Source organism: Sphingopyxis sp. FD7 (assembly GCF_003609835.1).
Taxonomy (GTDB): Bacteria; Pseudomonadota; Alphaproteobacteria; order Sphingomonadales; family Sphingomonadaceae; genus Sphingopyxis.
The window spans coordinates 41,216-61,240 of record NZ_AP017899.1 but is presented as its reverse complement, the minus strand read 5'-3'; the positions used below and the strand labels follow the sequence as shown (position 1 = coordinate 61,240).

General features: G+C 61.4%; 14 protein-coding genes and 4 pseudogenes. 9 read left to right on the top strand and 9 right to left on the bottom strand.

The features are described 5' to 3' along the window. Positions 1 to 13 precede the first annotated feature (13 nt). Both SPYCA_RS18125 and SPYCA_RS18120 read right to left on the bottom strand, forming a co-directional pair. Positions 14 to 1,294 carry an MFS transporter gene (locus tag SPYCA_RS18125; RefSeq protein WP_232003719.1) on the bottom strand — a complete coding sequence of 427 codons (1,281 nt, stop codon included), beginning with the start codon at positions 1,292 to 1,294 and terminating at the stop codon, positions 14 to 16. Continuing rightward, the gene (locus SPYCA_RS18120) at positions 1,252 to 3,186 is read right to left on the bottom strand and encodes a flavin-containing monooxygenase (protein WP_120222593.1); all 1,935 of its coding nucleotides are present in this window, start codon (positions 3,184 to 3,186) and stop codon (positions 1,252 to 1,254) included. The genes SPYCA_RS18125 and SPYCA_RS18120 overlap by 43 nt, the downstream gene beginning before the upstream one ends. Positions 3,187 to 3,242: 56 nt before the next feature. On the opposite strand from SPYCA_RS18120, the gene SPYCA_RS18115 reads away from it, so the two are divergent. Continuing rightward, on the top strand, positions 3,243 to 5,996 hold the full coding sequence (locus tag SPYCA_RS18115; protein WP_232003717.1) for a TonB-dependent receptor: 2,754 nt from the start codon (positions 3,243 to 3,245) through the stop codon (positions 5,994 to 5,996). Positions 5,997 to 6,548: 552 nt separating this feature from the next. On the opposite strand, the gene SPYCA_RS18110 is transcribed toward SPYCA_RS18115, so the two are convergent. Further along, positions 6,549 to 7,400: an MFS transporter gene (locus SPYCA_RS18110; protein ID WP_172595172.1), complete on the bottom strand. Its 852-nt coding sequence runs from the start codon at positions 7,398 to 7,400 to the stop codon at positions 6,549 to 6,551. Between the two features lie 99 nt (positions 7,401 to 7,499). Between SPYCA_RS18110 and istA the strand changes: the two are divergent. Next, positions 7,500 to 8,102, top strand: a pseudogene (istA, locus tag SPYCA_RS18105) (IS21 family transposase); the annotation flags it as partial. 241 nt (positions 8,103 to 8,343) lie between these two features. On the opposite strand, the gene SPYCA_RS18100 reads toward istA, so the two are convergent. Continuing rightward, positions 8,344 to 9,342, bottom strand: coding sequence for an IS110 family transposase (locus tag SPYCA_RS18100; protein WP_082734746.1), 999 nt, complete (start codon positions 9,340 to 9,342; stop codon positions 8,344 to 8,346). A gap of 67 nt (positions 9,343 to 9,409) precedes the next feature. Here SPYCA_RS18100 and SPYCA_RS18095 point away from each other — a divergent pair. Then, positions 9,410 to 10,339 (top strand): annotated as a pseudogene (locus SPYCA_RS18095) (Mu transposase domain-containing protein); the annotation flags it as partial. After that, complete coding sequence (gene istB / locus SPYCA_RS18090) at positions 10,329 to 11,099, top strand: IS21-like element helper ATPase IstB (protein ID WP_120222464.1); 771 nt, start codon at positions 10,329 to 10,331, stop codon at positions 11,097 to 11,099. The pseudogene SPYCA_RS18095 and the gene istB, both read left to right, overlap by 11 nt. Positions 11,100 to 11,192: 93 nt before the next feature. Here istB and SPYCA_RS18085 read toward each other — a convergent pair. Next, positions 11,193 to 11,516 (bottom strand): annotated as a pseudogene (locus tag SPYCA_RS18085) (NAD(P)-binding protein); the annotation flags it as partial. 138 nt (positions 11,517 to 11,654) lie between these two features. On the opposite strand from SPYCA_RS18085, the gene SPYCA_RS18080 reads away from it, so the two are divergent. After that, a complete protein-coding gene (locus SPYCA_RS18080; protein ID WP_120222590.1) occupies positions 11,655 to 12,425 on the top strand; it encodes an SDR family NAD(P)-dependent oxidoreductase in 771 nt (256 codons plus the stop codon). Positions 12,426 to 12,432: 7 nt separating this feature from the next. Continuing rightward, positions 12,433 to 13,101 (top strand): glutathione S-transferase family protein, encoded by a 669-nt coding sequence (locus SPYCA_RS18075; protein WP_120222463.1) that lies wholly within the window; start codon positions 12,433 to 12,435, stop codon positions 13,099 to 13,101. A 14-nt stretch (positions 13,102 to 13,115) separates the two neighbouring features. On the opposite strand, the gene SPYCA_RS18070 is transcribed toward SPYCA_RS18075, so the two are convergent. The 4 genes from SPYCA_RS18070 to SPYCA_RS18055 are packed head-to-tail and all read right to left on the bottom strand — an operon-like array spanning position 13,116 to position 16,809. Continuing rightward, complete coding sequence (locus tag SPYCA_RS18070; protein WP_120222462.1) at positions 13,116 to 13,892, bottom strand: cyclase family protein; 777 nt, start codon at positions 13,890 to 13,892, stop codon at positions 13,116 to 13,118. 3 nt (positions 13,893 to 13,895) lie between these two features. Next, positions 13,896 to 14,822, bottom strand: coding sequence for a 3-keto-5-aminohexanoate cleavage protein (locus SPYCA_RS18065; protein WP_120222461.1), 927 nt, complete (start codon positions 14,820 to 14,822; stop codon positions 13,896 to 13,898). Further along, positions 14,819 to 15,619 carry an ester cyclase gene (locus SPYCA_RS18060; RefSeq protein WP_120222460.1) on the bottom strand — a complete coding sequence of 267 codons (801 nt, stop codon included), beginning with the start codon at positions 15,617 to 15,619 and terminating at the stop codon, positions 14,819 to 14,821. Before SPYCA_RS18060 ends, SPYCA_RS18065 begins: the two co-directional genes overlap by 4 nt. Further along, positions 15,616 to 16,809 carry a class I adenylate-forming enzyme family protein gene (locus tag SPYCA_RS18055; RefSeq protein WP_120222459.1) on the bottom strand — a complete coding sequence of 398 codons (1,194 nt, stop codon included), beginning with the start codon at positions 16,807 to 16,809 and terminating at the stop codon, positions 15,616 to 15,618. The genes SPYCA_RS18060 and SPYCA_RS18055 overlap by 4 nt, the downstream gene beginning before the upstream one ends. An 11-nt stretch (positions 16,810 to 16,820) precedes the next feature. Here SPYCA_RS18055 and SPYCA_RS18050 point away from each other — a divergent pair, with 11 nt between their 5' ends. From SPYCA_RS18050 to SPYCA_RS18040, 3 genes and pseudogenes are all read left to right on the top strand, one after another. Continuing rightward, positions 16,821 to 17,585: an IS6 family transposase gene (locus tag SPYCA_RS18050; protein ID WP_006949122.1), complete on the top strand. Its 765-nt coding sequence runs from the start codon at positions 16,821 to 16,823 to the stop codon at positions 17,583 to 17,585. 51 nt (positions 17,586 to 17,636) lie between these two features. Next, positions 17,637 to 18,557 (top strand): annotated as a pseudogene (locus tag SPYCA_RS18045) (Tn3 family transposase); the annotation flags it as partial. A 52-nt stretch (positions 18,558 to 18,609) separates the two neighbouring features. Then, positions 18,610 to 19,976 (top strand): IS3 family transposase gene (locus tag SPYCA_RS18040; RefSeq protein WP_120222458.1). Its coding sequence is split into 2 segments (ribosomal slippage): positions 18,610 to 18,961 and positions 18,961 to 19,976, totalling 1,368 coding nucleotides; the frame shifts between segments, so codons are not numbered across the junction. The last annotated feature ends 49 nt before the right edge of the window (positions 19,977 to 20,025 follow it).

The following is a 20,025-nucleotide window of genomic DNA, read 5'->3' as shown; positions in this document are numbered from 1 at the left end:
AGATGTCCGGCTGCTACTGCGTGGGGAGGGCGGTAAAGACCGGATAGCGGCCAAGCGCCAGTGTAAGCGGGCCGCCGATCAGGAACAGTATGGCCGCGACCATGAAGCTGGCGTCGTAGGAACCCGTCGCGTCCGCTAAAGCCGCGAAACCCATCGGGCCCACTCCGCCGGCAAGCGCAACCCCGGCGAACAGAAGGCCGTAAGTCTTGGCATAGCTGCGCAGGCCAAAATACTTGCTCGCCAGGAACGCCAGGAGATCCAGCTCGGCGCCTGCGGCGAGGCCGGTAAGCACGGCAGCGAATATTGCCAGCTCGAGGGTTGGATCACCGATCATGATCAGGCATCCGGCGGCAGCGGGCGTCAAGATCGCGGCCGCAACTCCGGGCGCCCAGTATCGGTCGATCAACCAGCCGACAGCGATCCGCCCGGCGATCACCGAAAGGCCAAAGGCACTGGTCGCAAGCGCGGCGCGTTCCGGTGGGATACCCTTGTCGGTCAATGCCGGAATCAGGTTCGGTATCATCCCCGCAATTCCCAGGTACATGGTCAGCACCGAGATGAGCAGAATCCAGAAACGATAACCGCCAATGGCTTTGCGCGTGGTCAGCCCCAGTGGCGAAGCACCGTCGGCGGTTGTTGCTCGGCCGGTCACCGTCGATTGGGCGGGTCGGAACAATGCCCACGCCAATGGCAATGCGATCAGAAGTGGCAGTGCTGCGATTCCGACGAAGGCCGAGCGCCAGCCGTAATCCTGGACCAGCCAGGTGACGTAGGGCGGCGCGATGATCGCCACGATACCGGTCCCCGACAACGCAATTGCCAAAGCCAGGCCACGGTGTCGGTCGAACTGTGCTGCAATGGCGCGCGTCCAGCTGATCGGTCCGCTGCCCCCGCCCAGGAGCGCGATTAGCGCGAAGCATAGGTAAAACATCGCAAGATCGCCGGTATTGAGTGATGCGAGGATGAAGCCCACGCCCACCCCGGCGAGGCCGACCAAGGCGATGTGGCGTGCTCCGTAGCGGTCCACCAGCGCGCCAATGAAGGGTGCGGCAAGCCCTCCCAGACCGCTGCTGAACAGGAGCGCTGTCTGGACCTCGGTGCGCGACCAGCCGAATTCGCGCCCTAGCGGATCGACGAAGGCTCCGATGGAATAGACCGCGATTCCGACCGACCCGAAGGCGATGCCGGCGACACAGGCCAGCAGCAGCTTCCAGCCGTGAGCGAACTCGTTGGTAGGTTGCGCAATTCGCGTCACGCGGCGCTTGGCCGTGTTGCGGCGCTGGTACAGAGACAATGGTACTCGGACAGGTCCGCGCGCTCGGTCATCTCCCAGAAGTCTATGATACGAAAAGGATTGTTGACGACATTACGGCCCTTGCTGTTGAGGAAATAACTCTGGACCCCCGACACTTGCCAGATCATCCGCGCATGGGTCTCATCGACAGCCTGATTGTACCGGTCGTAGACGTCGCGTCTGATTTCGACGACGCCGCAGTTCTCGGTGAACATTCGCGCGAGCAGCGACATCAGATAATGCGTCTGCCGTTCGAGAATCGTGATCAGGCTCCCACCATGCCCAAACTGCGTATTGGGGCCATAGAGGCAAAAGAAATTGGGAAATCCGGGCACGACAGCGCCAAGATAAGCTCGGGCATCGTCGCCCTGCCATTCATCGTGGAGCAGGCGACCGCCAAGACCGCGGACCCGCAATGGAGCGAGCAGGTTGACGACATCGAAGCCCGTTGCCCAGATGATCACGTCGGCGCAGTGATGCTGGCCATCCGCAGTGACGAGGCCGTCCTCGTGCACTTCGGTCACGGTGGAGTTGACCAGGTTGACGTGACTGCGGGCCAGCGTGCGAAACCAGCCGTTGTCGAGCAGCATTCGTTTCGCGAAGGGTGGGAACGAGGGCAGGACTGCGTCGGCAAGGTCATCGCGCGGCCCCAGTTCGCTCAGGATGTAGTCGGTGAGTTGCCGCCGATGCGCGTCATTGATGGCATTGATCGAACGGTCGTTCCCCCAATCAGGATCGTGCTGTAAAGCGTCATAGAGTTTGTCATTGAAGGCCCAGCTCAGTCGCAGCCTGTACCACAGCCGATATAACGGGACGGCGTCGAGGAGGTCCCGAAGCGGCTCCGGAATGGACTGTTGGAACTTCGTGAACGGCGCCGCCCACTGCGGACTGCGCTGGATTACCGTCAGGCTGGCGACCTCATCCGCGATCGCCGGCGCGACTTGCATCGCACTTGCACCGTTGCCGACCAAGACGACGCGTTTGCCACCAAGATCAAGGCCCTCGTCCGGATAGCGGGCAGTATGCACGCTGGGGCCCTGAAAACGGGCGAGGCCCGGCACCTCCGGAAGGCGCGGCTTGTTGAAAGCGCCAACGCCGCTCACGAGAATTCTTGATGACAGCGTTTTTCGATCGCCTTGGCTGTCAACGACGTCAGTTCGCCATGATCGTTCACTCTCGTCCCAGTTGGCTTCGATTGCTTCGTGCCCGAACCTGACATGGTCGTGGACGCCCCAGGTGCGCGCGACATCCTCCAGGTAGCTGTGAATTTCACGGCTGTCCGCGAAATGCCGCGACCAGCGACCCGGGGCAAACGAGAACGAATAGAGATGGCTCGGTACATCGCAGGCTGCGCCAGGATAGCGGTTTTCAAGCCATACTCCACCGACATTCTCGGCGCGCTCCACGATGGTGTAGGGTACGCCGGCCTTCGCGAATTCCACCGCCGCGCAGATACCCGAAATGCCGGCGCCGATGATCAGCGCATTGAATCCTTCTGGCACGTCGGTCGCGCATGAAGGCGTTGCATGGTGGGCGGTTGAGGGAGGAGCCAGGCACAGTTCGTGGCGTATCATCGGAACGTATGCCGCAGGAATTTCCTCCCCCAGCGTCGCGCTCATCATTTCCAGCAACAAATCGTCGCCGGGCTCGGGCAGGGCAGGGGGCGATCCCGCAAGCCAGGCGCCGATAGCGGCGATTGCCGCAACGCGTACTTCCTCTTGTTGTGCAGACGTCAGGTCGCCGGTTTCGTTGTCATCCATGCCCCGCATGCGGCCGAACGAATAGGGTGGCCTGATCCAGCGTGGATCGCCGGTAAGATGCACCAATGTACATGATAAGGTCGGTATGTTGGCTACCGCGACCGCCGACGGTAGCGTTTCGATACTCAGCACCGTGACCTCCCGGTAGTGACGTGGCGCGATGTGCAATCACCCAGTATTCAACGTGATTGTTGAAAAATGCGCCGTTGTCAATCCGCTTCGTCGGCGCGCTTCATGCCCTGTTTGGATGCTGGGCGTACGCCCGACTCCCCTGGGAGGATGGCGAGATGTGGGCCTGTGAAATGAAGGTCCAGGCCCGCTTTCATATCTCGTTCAACAAAACCGTTGACAAACCGCTGGACGTGATTAGTCCCGTTATTCAACGCCGACGTGGAAGCGGCGAAACGGAGGAGATGGCCATGTCGGGTTACCAGCCTAAGCTAGTTGTGTTTCTTGGCTCGGCCAGCGTGCTCGCGTTGGCGCCCGCTCCTGTGTGGGCGGCGCAGCAAGAACCCGAATCGCCCGCAACGGCTACTGCGGCTGTTGAAGATGACAGCGATGCGATCGTGGTGACTGCCCGCCTGCGCAATGAGAGCCTGCTCGATGTTCCAGTGTCTGTGTCCGCGCTGTCGAACGAGGACATCACGCGATACAACGCTGGCGACCTCACCAAGATCGGTGAATTGACGCCGACGGTCATCATCAGCAACTATCGCACGATTGGCGGTGGCTCGCTGTCGATACGCGGGATCAGTTCACCGCCCACCCAGGTTGGCTACGAACAGCCGGTGTCCGTTGCGCTTGACGGCGTCCAAACATCGTCCGGCCGCGTCGCTACGCTCGGCTTCTTCGATCTCGAGCAGGTCGAAATCCTCAAGGGCCCGCAAGCGCTGTTCTTTGGCAAGAACAGCCCCGCAGGCGTCATTTCCGTCACATCAGCGGGCCCGACCAGCGATCTGTCAGTCGGCCTGCGCGCATCCTACGAATTCGTGGGAGACGAGATTTCGACGGAAGGCTTCGTCGCCGGCCCAATCGGCGACACGCTGGGCGGGCGCCTGGCATTCAAATACCGTGATATGCAGGGCTGGCTCTACAACAATGCCGAGCCCGCTCCGAACCCGTTCTTCCCGGCTGCCTTGCCCGCTGCCGAAGGCCGCCTCCCTGGGGCCCCCGATGACCGGGTGGGCGATCACGAGATCATGGGGCGCGCGACGCTGGAATTCGCGCCTACCGACACGTTTACGGCGACCGCTCGCGTGTTCGCGCTCCACGGCATCGATCAGGGGGGCGGTAGTTATTCGCAGAACATCGGCCCATGCTCCGATGGTCGGCCCCGTTCGTTTGGCGTCGTCGATCCATTTGGCGACTGTACCGCCGACAACCAGACGAGTTTCAGTAACGTGGTCCCCGCGATCGCCGATCGGGTTCCCGCGCTCGATGGCGACAACCGTTCGCGTGGCAAGCAGCGCGCGGTCACGGCATCGCTGAATATGCAACTGGAATTAGGAGCCATCACGCTCACCTCGATCACCGGCAATCTCTACAATCGCTATCGCAGCATTTCAGGCTTGACGCACACGGTCGACAACGCGCTGACCACATACGAGGATACGAGCTATCGCGCCTTCAGCCAGGAATTTCGGGCGCTAAGCGACTTCGACGGCCCGATCAATTTCCTGGCAGGCGTCTATTATCAGAACGCCAAGGATGAGCTGTACAACCACACCAATTTTCGCGCGGACATCAGCTACAACGCCGCTGCCGATCAGCTTGTCACCTACGTGAAGGAGGCGGATCTCAGAAGCCGTGCCTACTCGGCCTTTGGCCAGGTCATCTGGGATTTGACCGACAAGCTCGAAGTTTCAGCGGGTGCGCGCTGGACATCCGAACGCAAGCGCACATTCAATCGCAACATATATGGGGTGGATACGGCGCTTGGTCGGTTCAACACCCTGAACACTATCTATGCCGGGTCGACCGATCCCACCCCCGGAGTGCTGGCAGCCGAATTCCGCGACGAGAACATCTCGCCCGAAGCGACGATCTCGTACCGGCCGGCGCCCAATTCCACGATCTACCTTGCCTACAAGACGGGCTTCAAGTCGGGTGGGTTCGGCATCACCAGCCCCATCCAGACCACGACCTTGCTGTCCGACATCGATTTCGAATCCGAGACTGTGAAGGGTTTCGAGGCTGGCGCGAAAGGCAAGCTGTTTGACCGGCTTACTCTCCAGGCGACCGCCTTTGCGTTCGATTTCAAGAATCTCCAGGTGACCACCTATGATGCGGCGGCAATCCGCTTTCAGATCAACAATGCCGGCAAGGTGCGGCAGCGGGGCTTCGAACTCGAGGCCGATCTCGACGCAGCCGACGGATTGCGACTGCGAGGTGCGATCGCCTACGTCCACAACCGGTTCCGCGATTATACCGGACAGTGCTACGGCTTCACCATTCCCGTCGCGCAGGCCCTGACCGCGGCAGCGCCTCCTGGATGCTCGTTCGTGCTTGCGGCCGATGGCAGCCGCGCGCGCACGCCGACCGGCGGCGTCATCCTGCAACAGGTGTTCGACGGGCGCGCTCCCGCTCGCTCACCCGACTGGGCCGCCAATGCGGGCTTCGACTACACCGGTTCGGTCGGTTCCGACCTGGAGTGGACCATCGCGGGCGATGCGTTCTATAGTTCGTCATACTTCGCAGGCGATACGCTGGCACCGGCAAGTGAGCAGGATTCGTTCTGGCGTTTCAATGCCAGCGTTAGCATCGGCGCAGCAGACGACCGCTGGCGCTTCTCGCTCATCGGCCGCAACCTGACCAATAAGTACTATCTTCTGTTCGCCGGTGACCGCACTGGCGGGACCAGTGTACCGCTAACCCAGGGCGAGCAGCGCGGGGTGGTAGCCCGAGGGCGCGAAGTGGGGGTGCAAGCGGCGCTCCGCTTCTAGTGGCTGCGTGGGTCTGAGTTGGTGACGGGCGGTATGACGAAGCGATGCGTCGCCTTTCATTCTTCCAACCTGCCCACGAGGCGCTGATGACGTCATCGACAGCAACGCCAGACCAGGTGGTAGGGCTGATCCGCTAATTCTTTCGATGAGAAATCCTCGGTCGTGTGAGCCCCTGCTTCGCCTCGGCCCATCTGGGGTTCGTTCTGGCGCAGGGACTCGAACAGGGGGTATTGGCGGGGGTAGATCATATGCAGCCACGAAATAAAATATTTTAATACAAACACATAAAGTGGAAAATTCGAATCCCTCCTCCGCTACCAAATCATCTAAAATATTGAAAATAAACGATTAATCGTTGCGCAGATCGACTCGAACTGTCGTCTTTCGCATCTGGCTCAAGGCGCTAACACCATGAAATTGCTGATATTGTCCACGTTCCCGAATCGGCAATAGGCGGACAACTCCAGGATAGTGGGGGTATCGCTGAAGGTATCCGGAGCCCAGCCCTTCCACGTTGAGCGTTGTCGGCGCTGAAGCGACCGCCAGCCTTGGCTACTGCCGAAAGGGGGTGCGCACCGTGGCCAGGAATGCCAGCGCTGAAAGCACCGCCAGGCCCGCCCAAATCACCAAGGTGGTTTGGTTGCTCGCAGCGTAGTCCCTTGTCAGACTGAATAGCGCCGGTCCGATTCCCGTTCCGAGATATAGCGCGACGATCCCGATCACCCCGAAGATGCTGGAAAAGCGGCGGCGGCCGAAGAACCGGGCAACCAGATAGACGAGGCAGTCCCCTTCGGCGCCAACGGCGAATCCGAAGACGATCAGGATCACTACAAGTGCCTCGATCCCCAGCGACGCCAGTCCGACGAACGCGAGGGCTTCCATGGCGAGCATCAGTGCGATCAGGACACTGGCGTGCAGCGGTCCCTTGTCGATGATCAGCCCTGTTAACAGGCGACCGACTACAGTCGCGGCGCCGAAAATGCCGACCGCAGTCGCCGCAGCTTCGCGAGTCATACCCTGTGACGTAAGGTAGGGGACCATGTTCACATGGACACCGGAGACGCACAGCCCGTATCCGAAGGTGCCGATCACCAGAAGCCAGAACACGCCAGAGCGCGCGGCTTCCTGCAATGTCACTCCGATGTGCGGGGCTGGGCGGTGCTCGGTGATTGCTTTGGTGTTGCGGAGCCAAAGCCAGAGCAACGGCAGACCCAGCGCCACAATGAGGGCTTCGGCAATGAATGCGGTGCGCCAGCTGTAGGAATCGATGATGTGCTGCATGAGCCGCGGGCCGATCACGGCCGATAGGCCAACCCCGGTCGACATGATCCCGAGCGCCGTGCCGAGGCCACGGTCGAAAAGAACGCTGACGATGCGCCCGAACGTGATCCTGTTGATTTCCACTGAGAGTTGACCCGGGAGGGTTATAAATTTTCGTCGAGAACTGACCCATGTTTGAACCGCCTCCGAGCGAAGGTTTGGAGGCAACATGGAGTGATCGACATGGCATTATTGAGCGTAATCCGGCGCTGGCATTTCCGAGAGGGGATGCCGATCCGGGAGATTGAGCGGCGCACAGGGCTGTCGCGGAACACGATTCGCAAGCACCTTCGGGCCAACACGGTTGAACCGAAGTTCAAAGTGCCTGATCGGCCAAGCAAGCTGGACCCGTATGCCGAGAAGCTGTCAGGCTGGTTGCGGATCGAGGCAGGCAAGTCGCGCAAACAGAGGCGCACGGCGAAGCAGATGCATGCCGACCTTGTGTCCCTTGGCTTTGATGGCGGTTATGGCCGTGTCGCCGCCTTTGTGCGGGCATGGAAGGCTGACCGGCAGCGCGATCAGCAGACCAGCGGTCGCGGGACCTTCGTACCTCTGGTTTTTGCGCCGGGTGAAGCGTTCCAGTTCGACTGGAGCGAAGACTGGGCGATTATCGCCGGCAAGCAGACCAGATTGCAGGTAGCGCACACAAAGCTGTCACACAGCCGGGCGTTCATCGTCCGGGCCTATCCGCTCCAGACCCATGAGATGCTGTTTGATGCGCTGACCCAGGCCTTCCGTGTGTTGGGCGGGGTCCCGCAGCGCGGGATTTTCGACAATCTATGGACGCCTCCCGCCGCAAGATGATTCTGATCGGTACAGTTGGCTCGGGTTGCATGAATCTATCCGGCCTTTGGTTGAAGCGGTTAGGCTTCTGGCCTTGATGGGAGTCCGCTACTTCTTGCCTAATAACATGATCGGCCTTGATGGCCTTGTCGAAAATCAGGCTTCGAAGCGGCGGCCCATGCCGTTGCACCATCAGTATCCACCTCGCAATCGCTGTAGGACAGACCTCGTTTGCATGGCGCCGTTACGCCGGCAGATATTCTTCCTTCCGCGCCAACAGAACCCAAGCAATGCGGGCCGTCTTGTTAGCGAGCGCCACGAGCGCCTTGTTGAAGCCCGCCCGAGCGACAATTCCCTTCAACCAAACTGATCGTTGATCGTCTTTCGCAGCCAGTCGGCTGATCACTGCCCTCGCGCCATGAATGAGTTGTCTGCGCAGGTAGTGGTTGGCGCGTCGGCCAATGCCGCCGAGCTTGGGTTTGCCTCCGGTCGTATACTGTCTTGGGACCAATCCGATCCAGGCGGCGAGCTCGCGGCCTGAGCGGAAATGTCGACCGTCATCCACCGCTGCGACGAGCGCGGTCGCGATCACCGGCCCGACGCCCGGCAACGCAGCAAGCCGACGGCATGCGGCATGTTCGCGGCAGATGCTAACGAGCTTGGCATCGAGCTTCGCGAGGCGGGCTTCTACGTCGGTGAGCTGATCGATCAACTCCGTAAACAGCTCGCGGGCAAGTTCGGACAAATCAGCCTCAGCTACCGCAGCAGGAGCCTGTTGACGGAAGCGCCACGGACCTTTGGGCAGCACGACGCCATACTCGGCGAGAAGCCCTCGCGCGTGGTTTATGAGCGAGGTGCGTTGGACGACCAACCGCTCACGCACGCGATGTAGGCATTGAAGATCCTGCTGCTCGGTCGTCTTCACTGGCACGAAGCGCATAGTAGGCCTCGAAGCTGCATCGTAGATCGCCTCCGCATCGATAGCATCGTTCTTGGAGCCGCGGACGAACGCCTTGACGAATCTGGGGTTTACCAGACGCACTTGACGACCGGCCGCTGCGAGCTGTCGCCCCCAATGGTGGGCGCTCGCACAAGCCTCCATGGCGACGACTGCAGGACCAAGTTCAGCCACTGCATCCTCGAGCTTGGCACGACTCACCTTGCGTGAGACCACCACCCCGTCAGCATCTATCCCGTGTAGATGGAACGACTGCTTCGCCAAGTCGATCGCTAACATTTCCATCGTCATCGCCTTCCTCCTTTTGGTTGGACACCTATGGTGCCCGGAAGACGGGAGGCGTCCATCCCATAACATGAGAACCGCCGTTGACCGGATCGGCAGCGGCAAGGCGCGGCAGATCAACGCCCGCTTTGCGGCGATGGCCAGCCACTATCTGTTCGAACCCGAGTTCTGCAACCCGGCATCGGGATGGGAGAAAGGGCAGGTCGAGAAGAACGTGCAGGATGCGCGTCGCCGGCTGTGGCAGCCGATGCCCAACTTCCCGGATATTGATGCGCTCAACCTGTGGCTTGAGGAACGCTGCATTGCGCAATGGGGACAGATTGCGCATCGCGCTCTGCCGGGCACCATCGCCGAGGTACATGCCGGAGAGGTGGCCAGCCTGATGCCGCTGGGGCGGCCCTTCGACGGCTTTGTTGAACATACCAAGCGGGTATCGCCGACCTGCCTCGTAAACTTCGAGCGCAACCGATACTCGGTGCCGGCCTCATTCGCCAACCAGCGGGTGAGCCTGCGGATTTACCCGGATCGGATTGTCATCGCCGCCGAAGGGCGGCTCCTGTGCGAGCATGGCCGGATCATTGATCGCACGCACCCCATTGGTGGGCGGACTATCTATGACTGGCGGCATTATCTGGCGGTGATTCAGCGCAAGCCCGGCGCCTTGCGTAATGGCGCACCGTTCATCGAGATGCCCGATGGCTTCCGTAAATTGCAGGGGTATCTGCTCAAGCGCCCTGGTGGTGACCGGGAGATGGTCGAGATCCTGTCCCTTGTCCTGCATCATGACGAACAGGCAGTGCTAGGCGCGGTCGAGCTGGCGCTGGAGGCAGGTGTTCCCACCAAGACCCATGTGCTCAACCTCTTGCACCGGCTGACCGACGGCAAGGCGCCCCCGGTTGCGCCGATCGATGCGCCGCAGGCCTTGCGCTTGGCGCAGGAACCCGTTGCCGACGTCGGACGCTATGACAACCTGCGGGAGATGCGCCATGCGTCATGATCCCGCCAGCGCTGCCGTAGAGGTCATGCTGCGCGGCCTCAAGATGTACGGCATGGCCCAGGCTGTGAGCGATCTCATCGCGCAAGGGGCGCCAGCCTTCGATGCAGCCGTGCCGATCCTCTCCCAGCTGCTCAAGGCTGAGATGGCAGAGCGCGAGGTCCGGTCCATCGCCTATCAGATCAAAGCCGCCCGGTTCCCGGCCTACAAGGACCTGGCCGGCTTCGACTTTGCATCCAGCGAGGTCAACGAGGCTCTGGTCCGCGGGCTTCATCGCGGCGAGTTCATCGACGGAGCTGATAATGTCGTCCTGATCGGTGGCCCCGGAACCGGCAAGACCCACATGGCCACAGCGCTCGGCGTCCAGGCTGTGGAACACCATCGCAGAAAGGCCCGCTTCTTCTCCACCGTCGATCTGGTCAATGCGCTTGAGCAGGAAAAGGCCATGAACAAGGCAGGACAGCTTACCGAGCGCCTGCTGCGTCTCGACCTCGTCATCCTCGACGAACTCGGATATCTGCCGTTCAGTCCGTCAGGCGGCGCACTGTTGTTCCACCTGCTCAGCAAACTCTATGAACGCACCAGCGTCATTATCACCACCAACCTCAGCTTCAGCGAATGGGCGGACGTGTTCGGCGATGCCAAGATGACCACGGCACTGCTCGATCGGCTCACCCATCATTGTCACATCCTGGAAACCGGCAATGACAGCTTCCGGTTCAGAGCCAGCTCCGCAACCCCGAAATCACGAAAGGAAAATTAACCGGCTTGACCCTCATCCCCCATCGCGGGACATACCACCAACCGGGTCACTTCTCGATGAAAATCCCGGGTCAACTCTCAGTGGAAATCAACAGTTACGGCGCAGATCGAACCGGTCGGCCACGTGCTCAATATAGCGCAGGATCTCAGCCTGTGCGGGATAGCGCTCGGTCCAGACCCATTCGCGCTGCAGCCCTTCGTCGAATGAGTAGGAGTATTCGAGGCTGTACACGTCACAGCGCGCGCCAGGGTAGCGGTTCCAGAACCAAGTTCCGCCGACACCGCTGCCCGCTTCGAACGCGAGGACCGAGAGGCCGAGGCCACGCAGCTTGTGGACCATGTAGAGCCCGGCAAAGCCCGCGCCGACCACGACAGCATCGTAGTCTGCCTTGATTGCGGCGCTGGCAGGCTCGGACATCCTTGAGATCCCTTCGATCAATTCTTCCAGCACTGCTTGGGCCGCATTTTGCGCTCGACATAGGGCCGAATCAACACATATGTTGAAACATAGAAAACCCACTGGGTTAAATCAATACCCACTGGTAAGGCGATGGGCATGGATGATCTGAAAGACAAGGTGGCGCTGGTGACCGGCGCGGGCGCGGGCATTGGCCGGGCCATTGCGCTGCGGCTAGCAATGAGCGGCGCGAACGTCGGCCTTTTCGATACGAATGCAGCCAGCGCCAGCGACACTGCCGAAGTTATCACCGCGCTCGGACAGCGGGCCGTGGTTGCCGCCGGTGACGTTTCAAGCCGCGCCGAGGTGATCCGCGGGGTGGAGACAATCGTAGCTGATCTCGGTCCGGTGGATGTCCTCGTGAACAACGCCGGGATCCTGCGCACGGCTGCGTTCCTCGATGTGAGCGAGGAGGATTGGCGGCGCACGTTCGCGATCAATCTCGACGGGGTGTTTCATTGCTCGCAGGCGGTGCTGCCCGCCATGGTGGCGCGCCGGAGCGGGGCCATCGTCAACGTCTCATCGTGGACCGGCAAGAAGGGCGTCCCCAACCACGCAGCCTACGGTGCCACCAAGGCCGCGATCATCAACCTCACGCAAAGCCTTGCGGGCGAATTCGGCAGTTCGGGCATCCGCATCAACGCGGTGTGTCCGGGTATCATCGTCGATACAGAAATGCGTGCGGAAGCCGAGGAAATGAACCGCGCGCAGGGCCTGCCGGATGTTGCCACGCGGGTTCAGGCCATCCCGCTGCGCCGCGCCGGAACCCCCAATGAAATTGCCGAACTCGTCGCCTTCCTGGCCTCGGACCGGGCCGCCTACATGACCGGACAGGCGATCAACGTCACCGGTGGACACTGGATGAACTAAGGAACCCATGATGATCCTGATCAGCGCCACACCCAGCCCGTTTGCGCGCAAGGTGCGCATTGCCCTGATGGAAAAGGGCGTGCCCTTCACCCTGCAAAACGAGGTGCCCTGGCACGCCGACACCCAGACATCGCGCTACAACCCGCTCGAGCAGCTGCCTGTGCTGATCCCCGATGATGCGGACCCGGTGTTCGAATCCTCGCATATCATGGAGTGGATCGAGTGGCGCTATCCCACGCCGCCGATGCTCCCCGAGGCGCCCGAGGCGGCGCTGGAGGCCAAGCAGGTGCAGGTGATCGCCGAAGGCGTGCTCGATGCGACTGTGCTCCTGTTCTGGGAAATGCAGCGCCCCCAGCCCAGCGCGGAATGGGCCCAGCGGCAGTTGCGCAAGGTCAAGGGCGGGCTGACCGAACTCAATCGCCGGGTGGGCGCGCGCGACTACATTGTCGGAGACCGGTTCGGGCTGGCCGACATCGCGGTGATCGCGCTGCTCGGCAATCAGGATATCGTGATCGAGACCGGCATGATCCCGCTCTGGCAAGCCTACGCGCCGGATATGGCGCCCTGGCACGAGCTTTACCCCAATCTCGCGCGGTTCGAGGCCTTCCACCGCGACCGGCCCTCGGTACGCGCGACGGCCGCGGTGATGTTCGAGCTGAAGGAGAAAATCGTCTGAACTAGGTCCTGACCCTAGTCTTCGAAGATCGCCACGGCCCGGGTCCACCCGGCCGAGGCGGCGCGGATCTTCATCGGGAAGCAGGCGATGGTGAAGCCGGTGGGGGGCAGCACTTCGAGATTGTGCAGCTTCTCAAGGTGGCAATATCCGATATCGCGGCCCGCCTTGTGACCTTCCCAGATGAGCCCGGCGTTGCCCGTCGCCTCATAGGCCTCGCGCGTGTGGACGAACGGTGCGTCCCAGCTCCAGCCGTCGGTGCCCGTCAGCCGCACGCCGCGTTCTAGCAAATACATCGTGGCGTCATAGCCCATGCCGCAGCCGGCGGTGACGTAGTCATCCTGTCCATAGCGCTTGCCGGCCGCCGTATTGATCACGACGATTTCCAGCGGCGAGAGCGTGTGGCCGATGCGCGCCAGCTCGGCCTCGACATCGGCGGCTGTCACCACATAGCCATCGGGCAGGGCGGTGAAATCCAGCTTCACGCCGGGCTGGAAGCACCAGTCGAGCGGCACCTCGTCGATGGTGATCGCGCGCTCACCCCGATTCATCGTCGAGGCGAAGTGGTACGGCGCATCGAGGTGCGTGCCGTTGTGCGTGATCAGCTCGATCTTCTCGATTGCCCAAGCCTCGCCATCAGGCAGGTCTTCGGGCTTCAGCCCCGGGAAAAAGCCGACCAGATCGGGGATCGAGGTCTTGTGGTCGATGTAGTCGATCCGGGGCCGATAGGGCGGCGGATCGGAGATCACATCGTTTTCGAGGTAGATCGAGAGGTCTACGATCATGCGTGCCATGCTCTAGAACTCCACCCTGTCGCCGCCCTTGAGGCCCAGCATCGCGCGGGCTTCGGTGGGCGTGGCCGGTTCATGGCCCATTTCGCGGATGATCCGCACGATCTTTTCCACCTGCTGCGCGTTCGAGGCGGCCAGTACGCCGCGTTCGATGAACAGGCTGTCCTCCAGCCCGACCCGGACATTGCCGCCCATCAGCGCGGCTTGCGTGAGGAACGGCATCTGGTGACGCCCGGCCGCGAGCACCGACCACTGGAAATTGTCGCGGCCAAACAGGCGGTCGGCAGTCGATTTCATGAACATCAGGTTTTCGAGATCAGGGCCGATGCCGCCTAGAATGCCGAAGATCATCTGGATAAAGAATGGCGGCTTCACCAGGCCCCGATCAACGAAATGCGCCAGGTTGTAGAGGTGGCTGACATCGTAGCACTCGTGCTCGAACTTGGTGCCAGCCTCGCCCATCACCTCAAGGATCGCGGCGATATCGCGGAAGGTGTTGCGGAAGATGAAGTCGTCGGAGCCGGTGATATAGGGCTCTTCCCAATCGTGCTTCCATTCGGAGATGCGCGCCGCCGCGCCGAAGAACGCGAAGTTCATCGAGCCCATGTTGAGCGAGCACATCTCGGGCTTGAACTGCACCGCTGCCTTCAGCCGCTCGGCCAGCGGCATCGTGGCGGAACCACCGGTGGTGATGTTCACCACGGCATCGGTCTGCTGCTTGATGACCGAGAGGAACTGCGCATAGATCGCCGGGTCGCCGGTCGGCTGGCCATTGGCGGGATTGCGCGCGTGAAGGTGCAGGATGGCCGCGCCCGCTTCGGCCGCCGCGATCGACTGCTCGGCAATCTCGGACGGCGTGCAGGGCAGGGCGTCCGACATGGTCGGGGTGTGTGCGCCGCCGGTGACGGCGCAAGTGATGATGACCTTGCTCATCGCGGCGGCATCAGGGCGCGGTTGAGGCCGAGCCGGTCCGCAGTAACTTGCATATGCACAATCTGGTCTCCCTCGGAGTCGAAGATGCCAGCCAGCGCCAGCGTGACCGGCTGGCCGATTTGCGCCCGATCGATATCCTCGAATCCGCCGCGATAGGTGCCGGTGCAAGTGAGGTGGAACGCCCCGCGCTGCCCGGCGGAAAAGAGGTGGTCAATGGCGATGGCTTCGATTGCCACCAGATCGGTAAAGCGCGGCCCTTCGGCGCTAATTTCGTCGATCACGGTTCTGTCGGCCCAGTTGGCGGCGGTCGTTAGCCAAGACTTAGCTAGGGTCTCCACCACCGTATTTGGGGCTTCGCAAGGGGCATCCCAAGGGGCGGGATGCGGGGCGCGGATCATGTCGCAGGAGCTCTCGGCGAGCTGGCGCTTGCGCGCATAGTAATCCTCTTCGGCCCAGCCCCGGTGCAATCTGCCGTTCTGGATGCGGAACAGTGTGACCCCGCCCCAGGTGGAAAGCCGTCCACCATGGCGGATCGACGCCCCGTGTTCGGTGAACCGCATAGCAATCGCATTGGGGCCGATTACGGTGTCGTGGACCGTCACGCAGAGCCCGGGAAACTGATCCAGCTGCGCGGCTGTTGCCGGTAAGTAGGTGTCGTCACGGCCAGCGAGCAGGAAACCGCCAATGCTGAGCGCATAGTCGGGCTCCATGATCGTCTCGACAGCCGCCACGTTGTGGCAGGTCAGGAAATCGACGGCAAAGCCGCGCAGCAGGCGCGCGGAGGGACTGAGGGTCATGCTTGTTCTTCCAGCCAGCGCGGATCGCGCATCTCTTTCTTGAGGATCTTGCCCGAGGCGTTCTGCGGCAGCGCCCCCACGAAGGCGACGGCCTTCGGACACTTGTAGTGCGCCAGCCGCGCGCGGGTGAAGGCGATCAGCTCGGCCTCGGTGGGCCTGGCCCCCGCCCGCGCGACGACAAAAGCCTTGGGCGTTTCGCCCCAGCGTTCATGCGGCACGCCAATGACTGCGACTGCGGCGACTGCCGGGTGGTCGTAAAGCACGTTCTCGATCTCGGTGGGGTAAATGTTCTCCCCGCCGGAGACGATCATGTCCTTGAAGCGGTCATGGATATACACGTACCCGTCAGCGTCTTGATAGGCGGCGTCGCCTGTGCACATCCAGCCATCGGGGGTGATTGTTTTCGCGGTTTCTGCGGGCTTGTTCCAGTAGCCGAGCATGATAGCTTCGGACCGGATGCGGATCTCGCCGACCTCGCCAACGGCAACCGACTGACCCGTTGCCGGATTGACCAGTGCAAATTCGTTCCAGGGCATGGGCCTCCCGCAAGCACGCAGGCGATTTGCGAGGGGGCCGCCCGGATCGTGGTCCTCAGGGGCCATCATGATCACCGTCCCGGCGGTTTCGGTCATGCCATACGTGTTCATGAAGCCGCAGCCGAGCACCGCGATCGCGCGCTTGAGCACCGCTTCACCGATCGGCGCGCCGCCATAGACGATGCGGTTGATGCTCGACATGTCCATGCCGGAAACGCCCGGCACTTCGAGCAGCATCTGGACCACAGTGGGCACGAAGAAGCCGTGTGTGACGCGGTGGCTCTGGATCGCCTCGACGATTTCGGTCGGCACAACCTGCTGCATCAGCACGGTGTGGCCGCCCTGGCTTAGCGCCGTCAGGCCGTAGCCGATCCCGCCGATATGGAAGAGCGGGCTCGCCACCAGATTGACGCTGCTGGCCGTCATGTCCCACAATTCGTGTGCCATCTGCGCCAGAAACGAGAGATTGCGGTGGCTCAGCACGACGCCTTTTGGAACGCCGGTCGTGCCGGAGGTGTAAAGGATCAGCAGCGGGCTCTCAGGCGCAGGCAGGGTGCCCGGGTCATCCGCGCTTTCAGCATCTCGCCACGCGGGATATTCGGCTCTGTTGCAAACTCTGACACGGTTTCCAAGATTGGGCTCATGTACTGTCAAGGTCAGTTGCGATGAACGATTTCAAAGGACGGCATTTTACCGGCGAGGTCATCCTATGGGCGGTGCGCTGGTATTGTCGATACGGCATCAGCTACCGTGATCTCGAGGAAATGCTGTCCGAGCGTGGGATCGATGTCGATCATACGACGATCTATCGCTGGGTGCAGCGCTACGCGCCGGAGATGGAGAAGCGTCTCCGCTGGTTCTGGCGGCGCGGCTTTGATCCGAGCTGGCGTCTGGATGAGACCTACGTAAAGGTGCGGGGCAAATGGACCTACCTGTACCGGGCGGTCGACAAACGGGGCGACACGATTGATTTCTATCTGTCATCGACACGCAGCGCCAAAGCGGCGAAGCGCTTTCTGGGCAAAGCTCTTCGTGGCCTGAAGGACTGGGAAAAGCCGGCCAAACTCAATACCGACAAGGCACCCAGCTACGGCGCAGCAATCGCTGAGCTGAAACGCGAAGGCAAACTGGCGGCGGAAACCGAGCACCGGCAGGTGAAATATCTGAACAACGTGCTCGAGGCCGACCACGGCAAGCTGAAGATGCTGATCAAGCCGGTACGTGGCTTCAAGTCGATGCCAACGGCCTACGCCACGATCAAGGGCTTCGAGGTCATGCGCGCCCTACGCAAAGGACAGGCCCAGGCATGGTGCCTGCAGCCAGGTATCATGGGGGAGGTGCGCCTGGTTGAAAGAGCATTCGGAATTGGACCCTCGGCCCTGACCGAAACCATGATTATGCTCAATAAGCATTTCGCCAATGCTGCCTAATCCCCCAACTGGGTGACGCCGCGCGGCCGTGCCCCATGTTTGCAACAGAGCCCAAAATATGGCGCTGAACCGGGCGTCAAAATTTACTCGCACCTGTCGGACCATTTCGCATCTTTCGGGTCGCGGATCATGTCGGCGACTGCTGGTGAAGCGCCCTATGTCCTTGATGGCCTTGTCCTAGGGGTAGAAAATCTTCCTCTGCATGAGCACTACACCGATACCGGCGGAGCAACTGACCATGTTTTCGCACTGTGCCACCTCCTCGGGTTCCGTTTTGCGCCCCGACTACGTGACATCGCCGACCGAAAACTGGGGTCGATCGCTGCGCCATCAGCCTACAAGGGCATCGAATGCCTGATGGGCCGAACCATAAAAACGGCGGCGATCAAAGCTGACTGGGACGATATCGTCAGGATTGTTGCCTCGATCAAGGAGTGGACCGTCGCGCCGTCTGTCATCCTTCGTAAACTTGCCGCCTACAAACGCCAGAACAGGCTCGATTTTGCGCTCGCAGAACTTGGCCGCATCGAACGCACGCTGTTCACACTCGACTGGCTCGAACAACCGGCACTGCGCCGCGCCTGCCAAGCGGGTCTCAACAAAGGCGAGGCACGTCATACGCTTGCCGCCGCCATCTACACCAACCGGCAAGGCAGGTTTACCGACCGCAGCCTGGAAAATCAGGAATTCCGCGCGTCCGGCCTGAACCTGCTGATCGCGGCGATTTCATACTGGAACACGATCTACCTCGATCGCGCAGTCCAGCACCTCAACGGTGCTGGTACGACTTGCGATCCGGCATTGCTCGCCCATCTGTCGCCCATGGGATGGGCGCACATCAGCCTCACCGGCGACTACCTTTGGGAACAGGCAAGGCGCCTACCCACAGGTGAGTTTCACCCGCTCAACGACTCGATGGCGCACCTAAAACTCGTCGTATGTCCCCCGTCAGCACCAATGGCACAGATTTGAGGTTGTGATTTAAGGAGGGTTGGGGCTTCGTCGTAGTGACGAAGGAACGAAGATGAAGACCCAACCCTCCGTGAAAAAATCCCCTCCCAAGAAGGCCCCAGCTGAGCGGGTGGTCAAGGATATCCGCCGAGCAACCCGGCGCCATTTCTCTGCCGAAGAAAAGATCCGCATCGTGCTGGACGGCCTGCGTGGTGAGGACAGCATCGCAGAGCTGTGCCGCAAGGAAGGCATCGCCCAGAGCCTGTATTACACTTGGTCGAAGGAGTTTATGGAAGCAGGTAAGCGCCGGTTGGCCGGTGATACCGCCCGTGCCGCGACCACTGGCGAGGTGCAGGATCTGCGCCGCGAAGCCCGCGCCCTGAAGGAATGCGTGGCCGACCTGACGCTGGAAAACCGTTTGCTCAAAAAAAGCATGATCGCGGATGGGGGCGACGAAGAATGAGGTATCCCGCATCCGAGAAGCTCGAGATCATCAGGATCGTCGAGCAGTCCCACCTGCCTGCCAAGCGAACGCTGGACCAACTCGGCATCGCCCGGCGGACGTTCTACCGCTGGTATGACCGCTACCTCGCAGGCGGCCCGGAGGCGTTGGCGGATCGGCCATCGGCTCCAGGCCGGGTGTGGAACCGGATCGCGCCCGAGGTGCAGGACCAGATCGTCGAAATGGCGCTGGAGCAGTCCGAGCTGTCACCGCGCGAACTGGCGGTGCGATTTACCGATGAGCGCCAATACTTTGTGTCCGAAGCTACGGTTTACCGCCTGCTCAAGGCCCACGATCTGATCACCAGCCCGGCATACGTCGTGGTGAAAGCGGCTGATGCGTTCCATACCAAGACGACCCGGCCGAACGAGATGTGGCAGACCGATTTTACCTACTTCAAGATCATCGGGTGGGGCTGGATGTATCTCTCCACCGTGCTCGACGACTTCTCGCGCTACATCATCGCCTGGAAGTTGTGCACCAACATGCGGGCCGAGGATGTGACCGACACGCTGGATGTAGCGTTGGTCGCATCCGGATGCGACAGCGCCACGGTGTTGCACAAGCCCCGGCTGCTCAGCGACAATGGTCCCAGCTACATCGCGGGCGAACTGGCTGAATACATCGAGGCCAACAAGATGAGCCACGTGCGCGGCGCCCCGATGCACCCCCAGACCCAGGGCAAGATCGAGCGCTGGCACCAGACCCTTAAAAACCGCATCCTGCTCGAGAACTACTTCCTGCCCGGCGACCTTGAGGCCCAGATCGAGACCTTCGTCGAGCACTACAACCACCGCCGATACCACGAGAGCCTAAACAACGTGACGCCCGCAGACGCCTACTTCGGCAGGGCACCAGCCATCATCAAACAACGCGAAAGGATCAAGCGACAGACCATTGAACATCGGCGCTTGCAACACCGTAAGCTCGCCGCCTAAAACCCAACAACAGACGAGGCCCGCACTCCGCTAATTTACGCCGCGACCT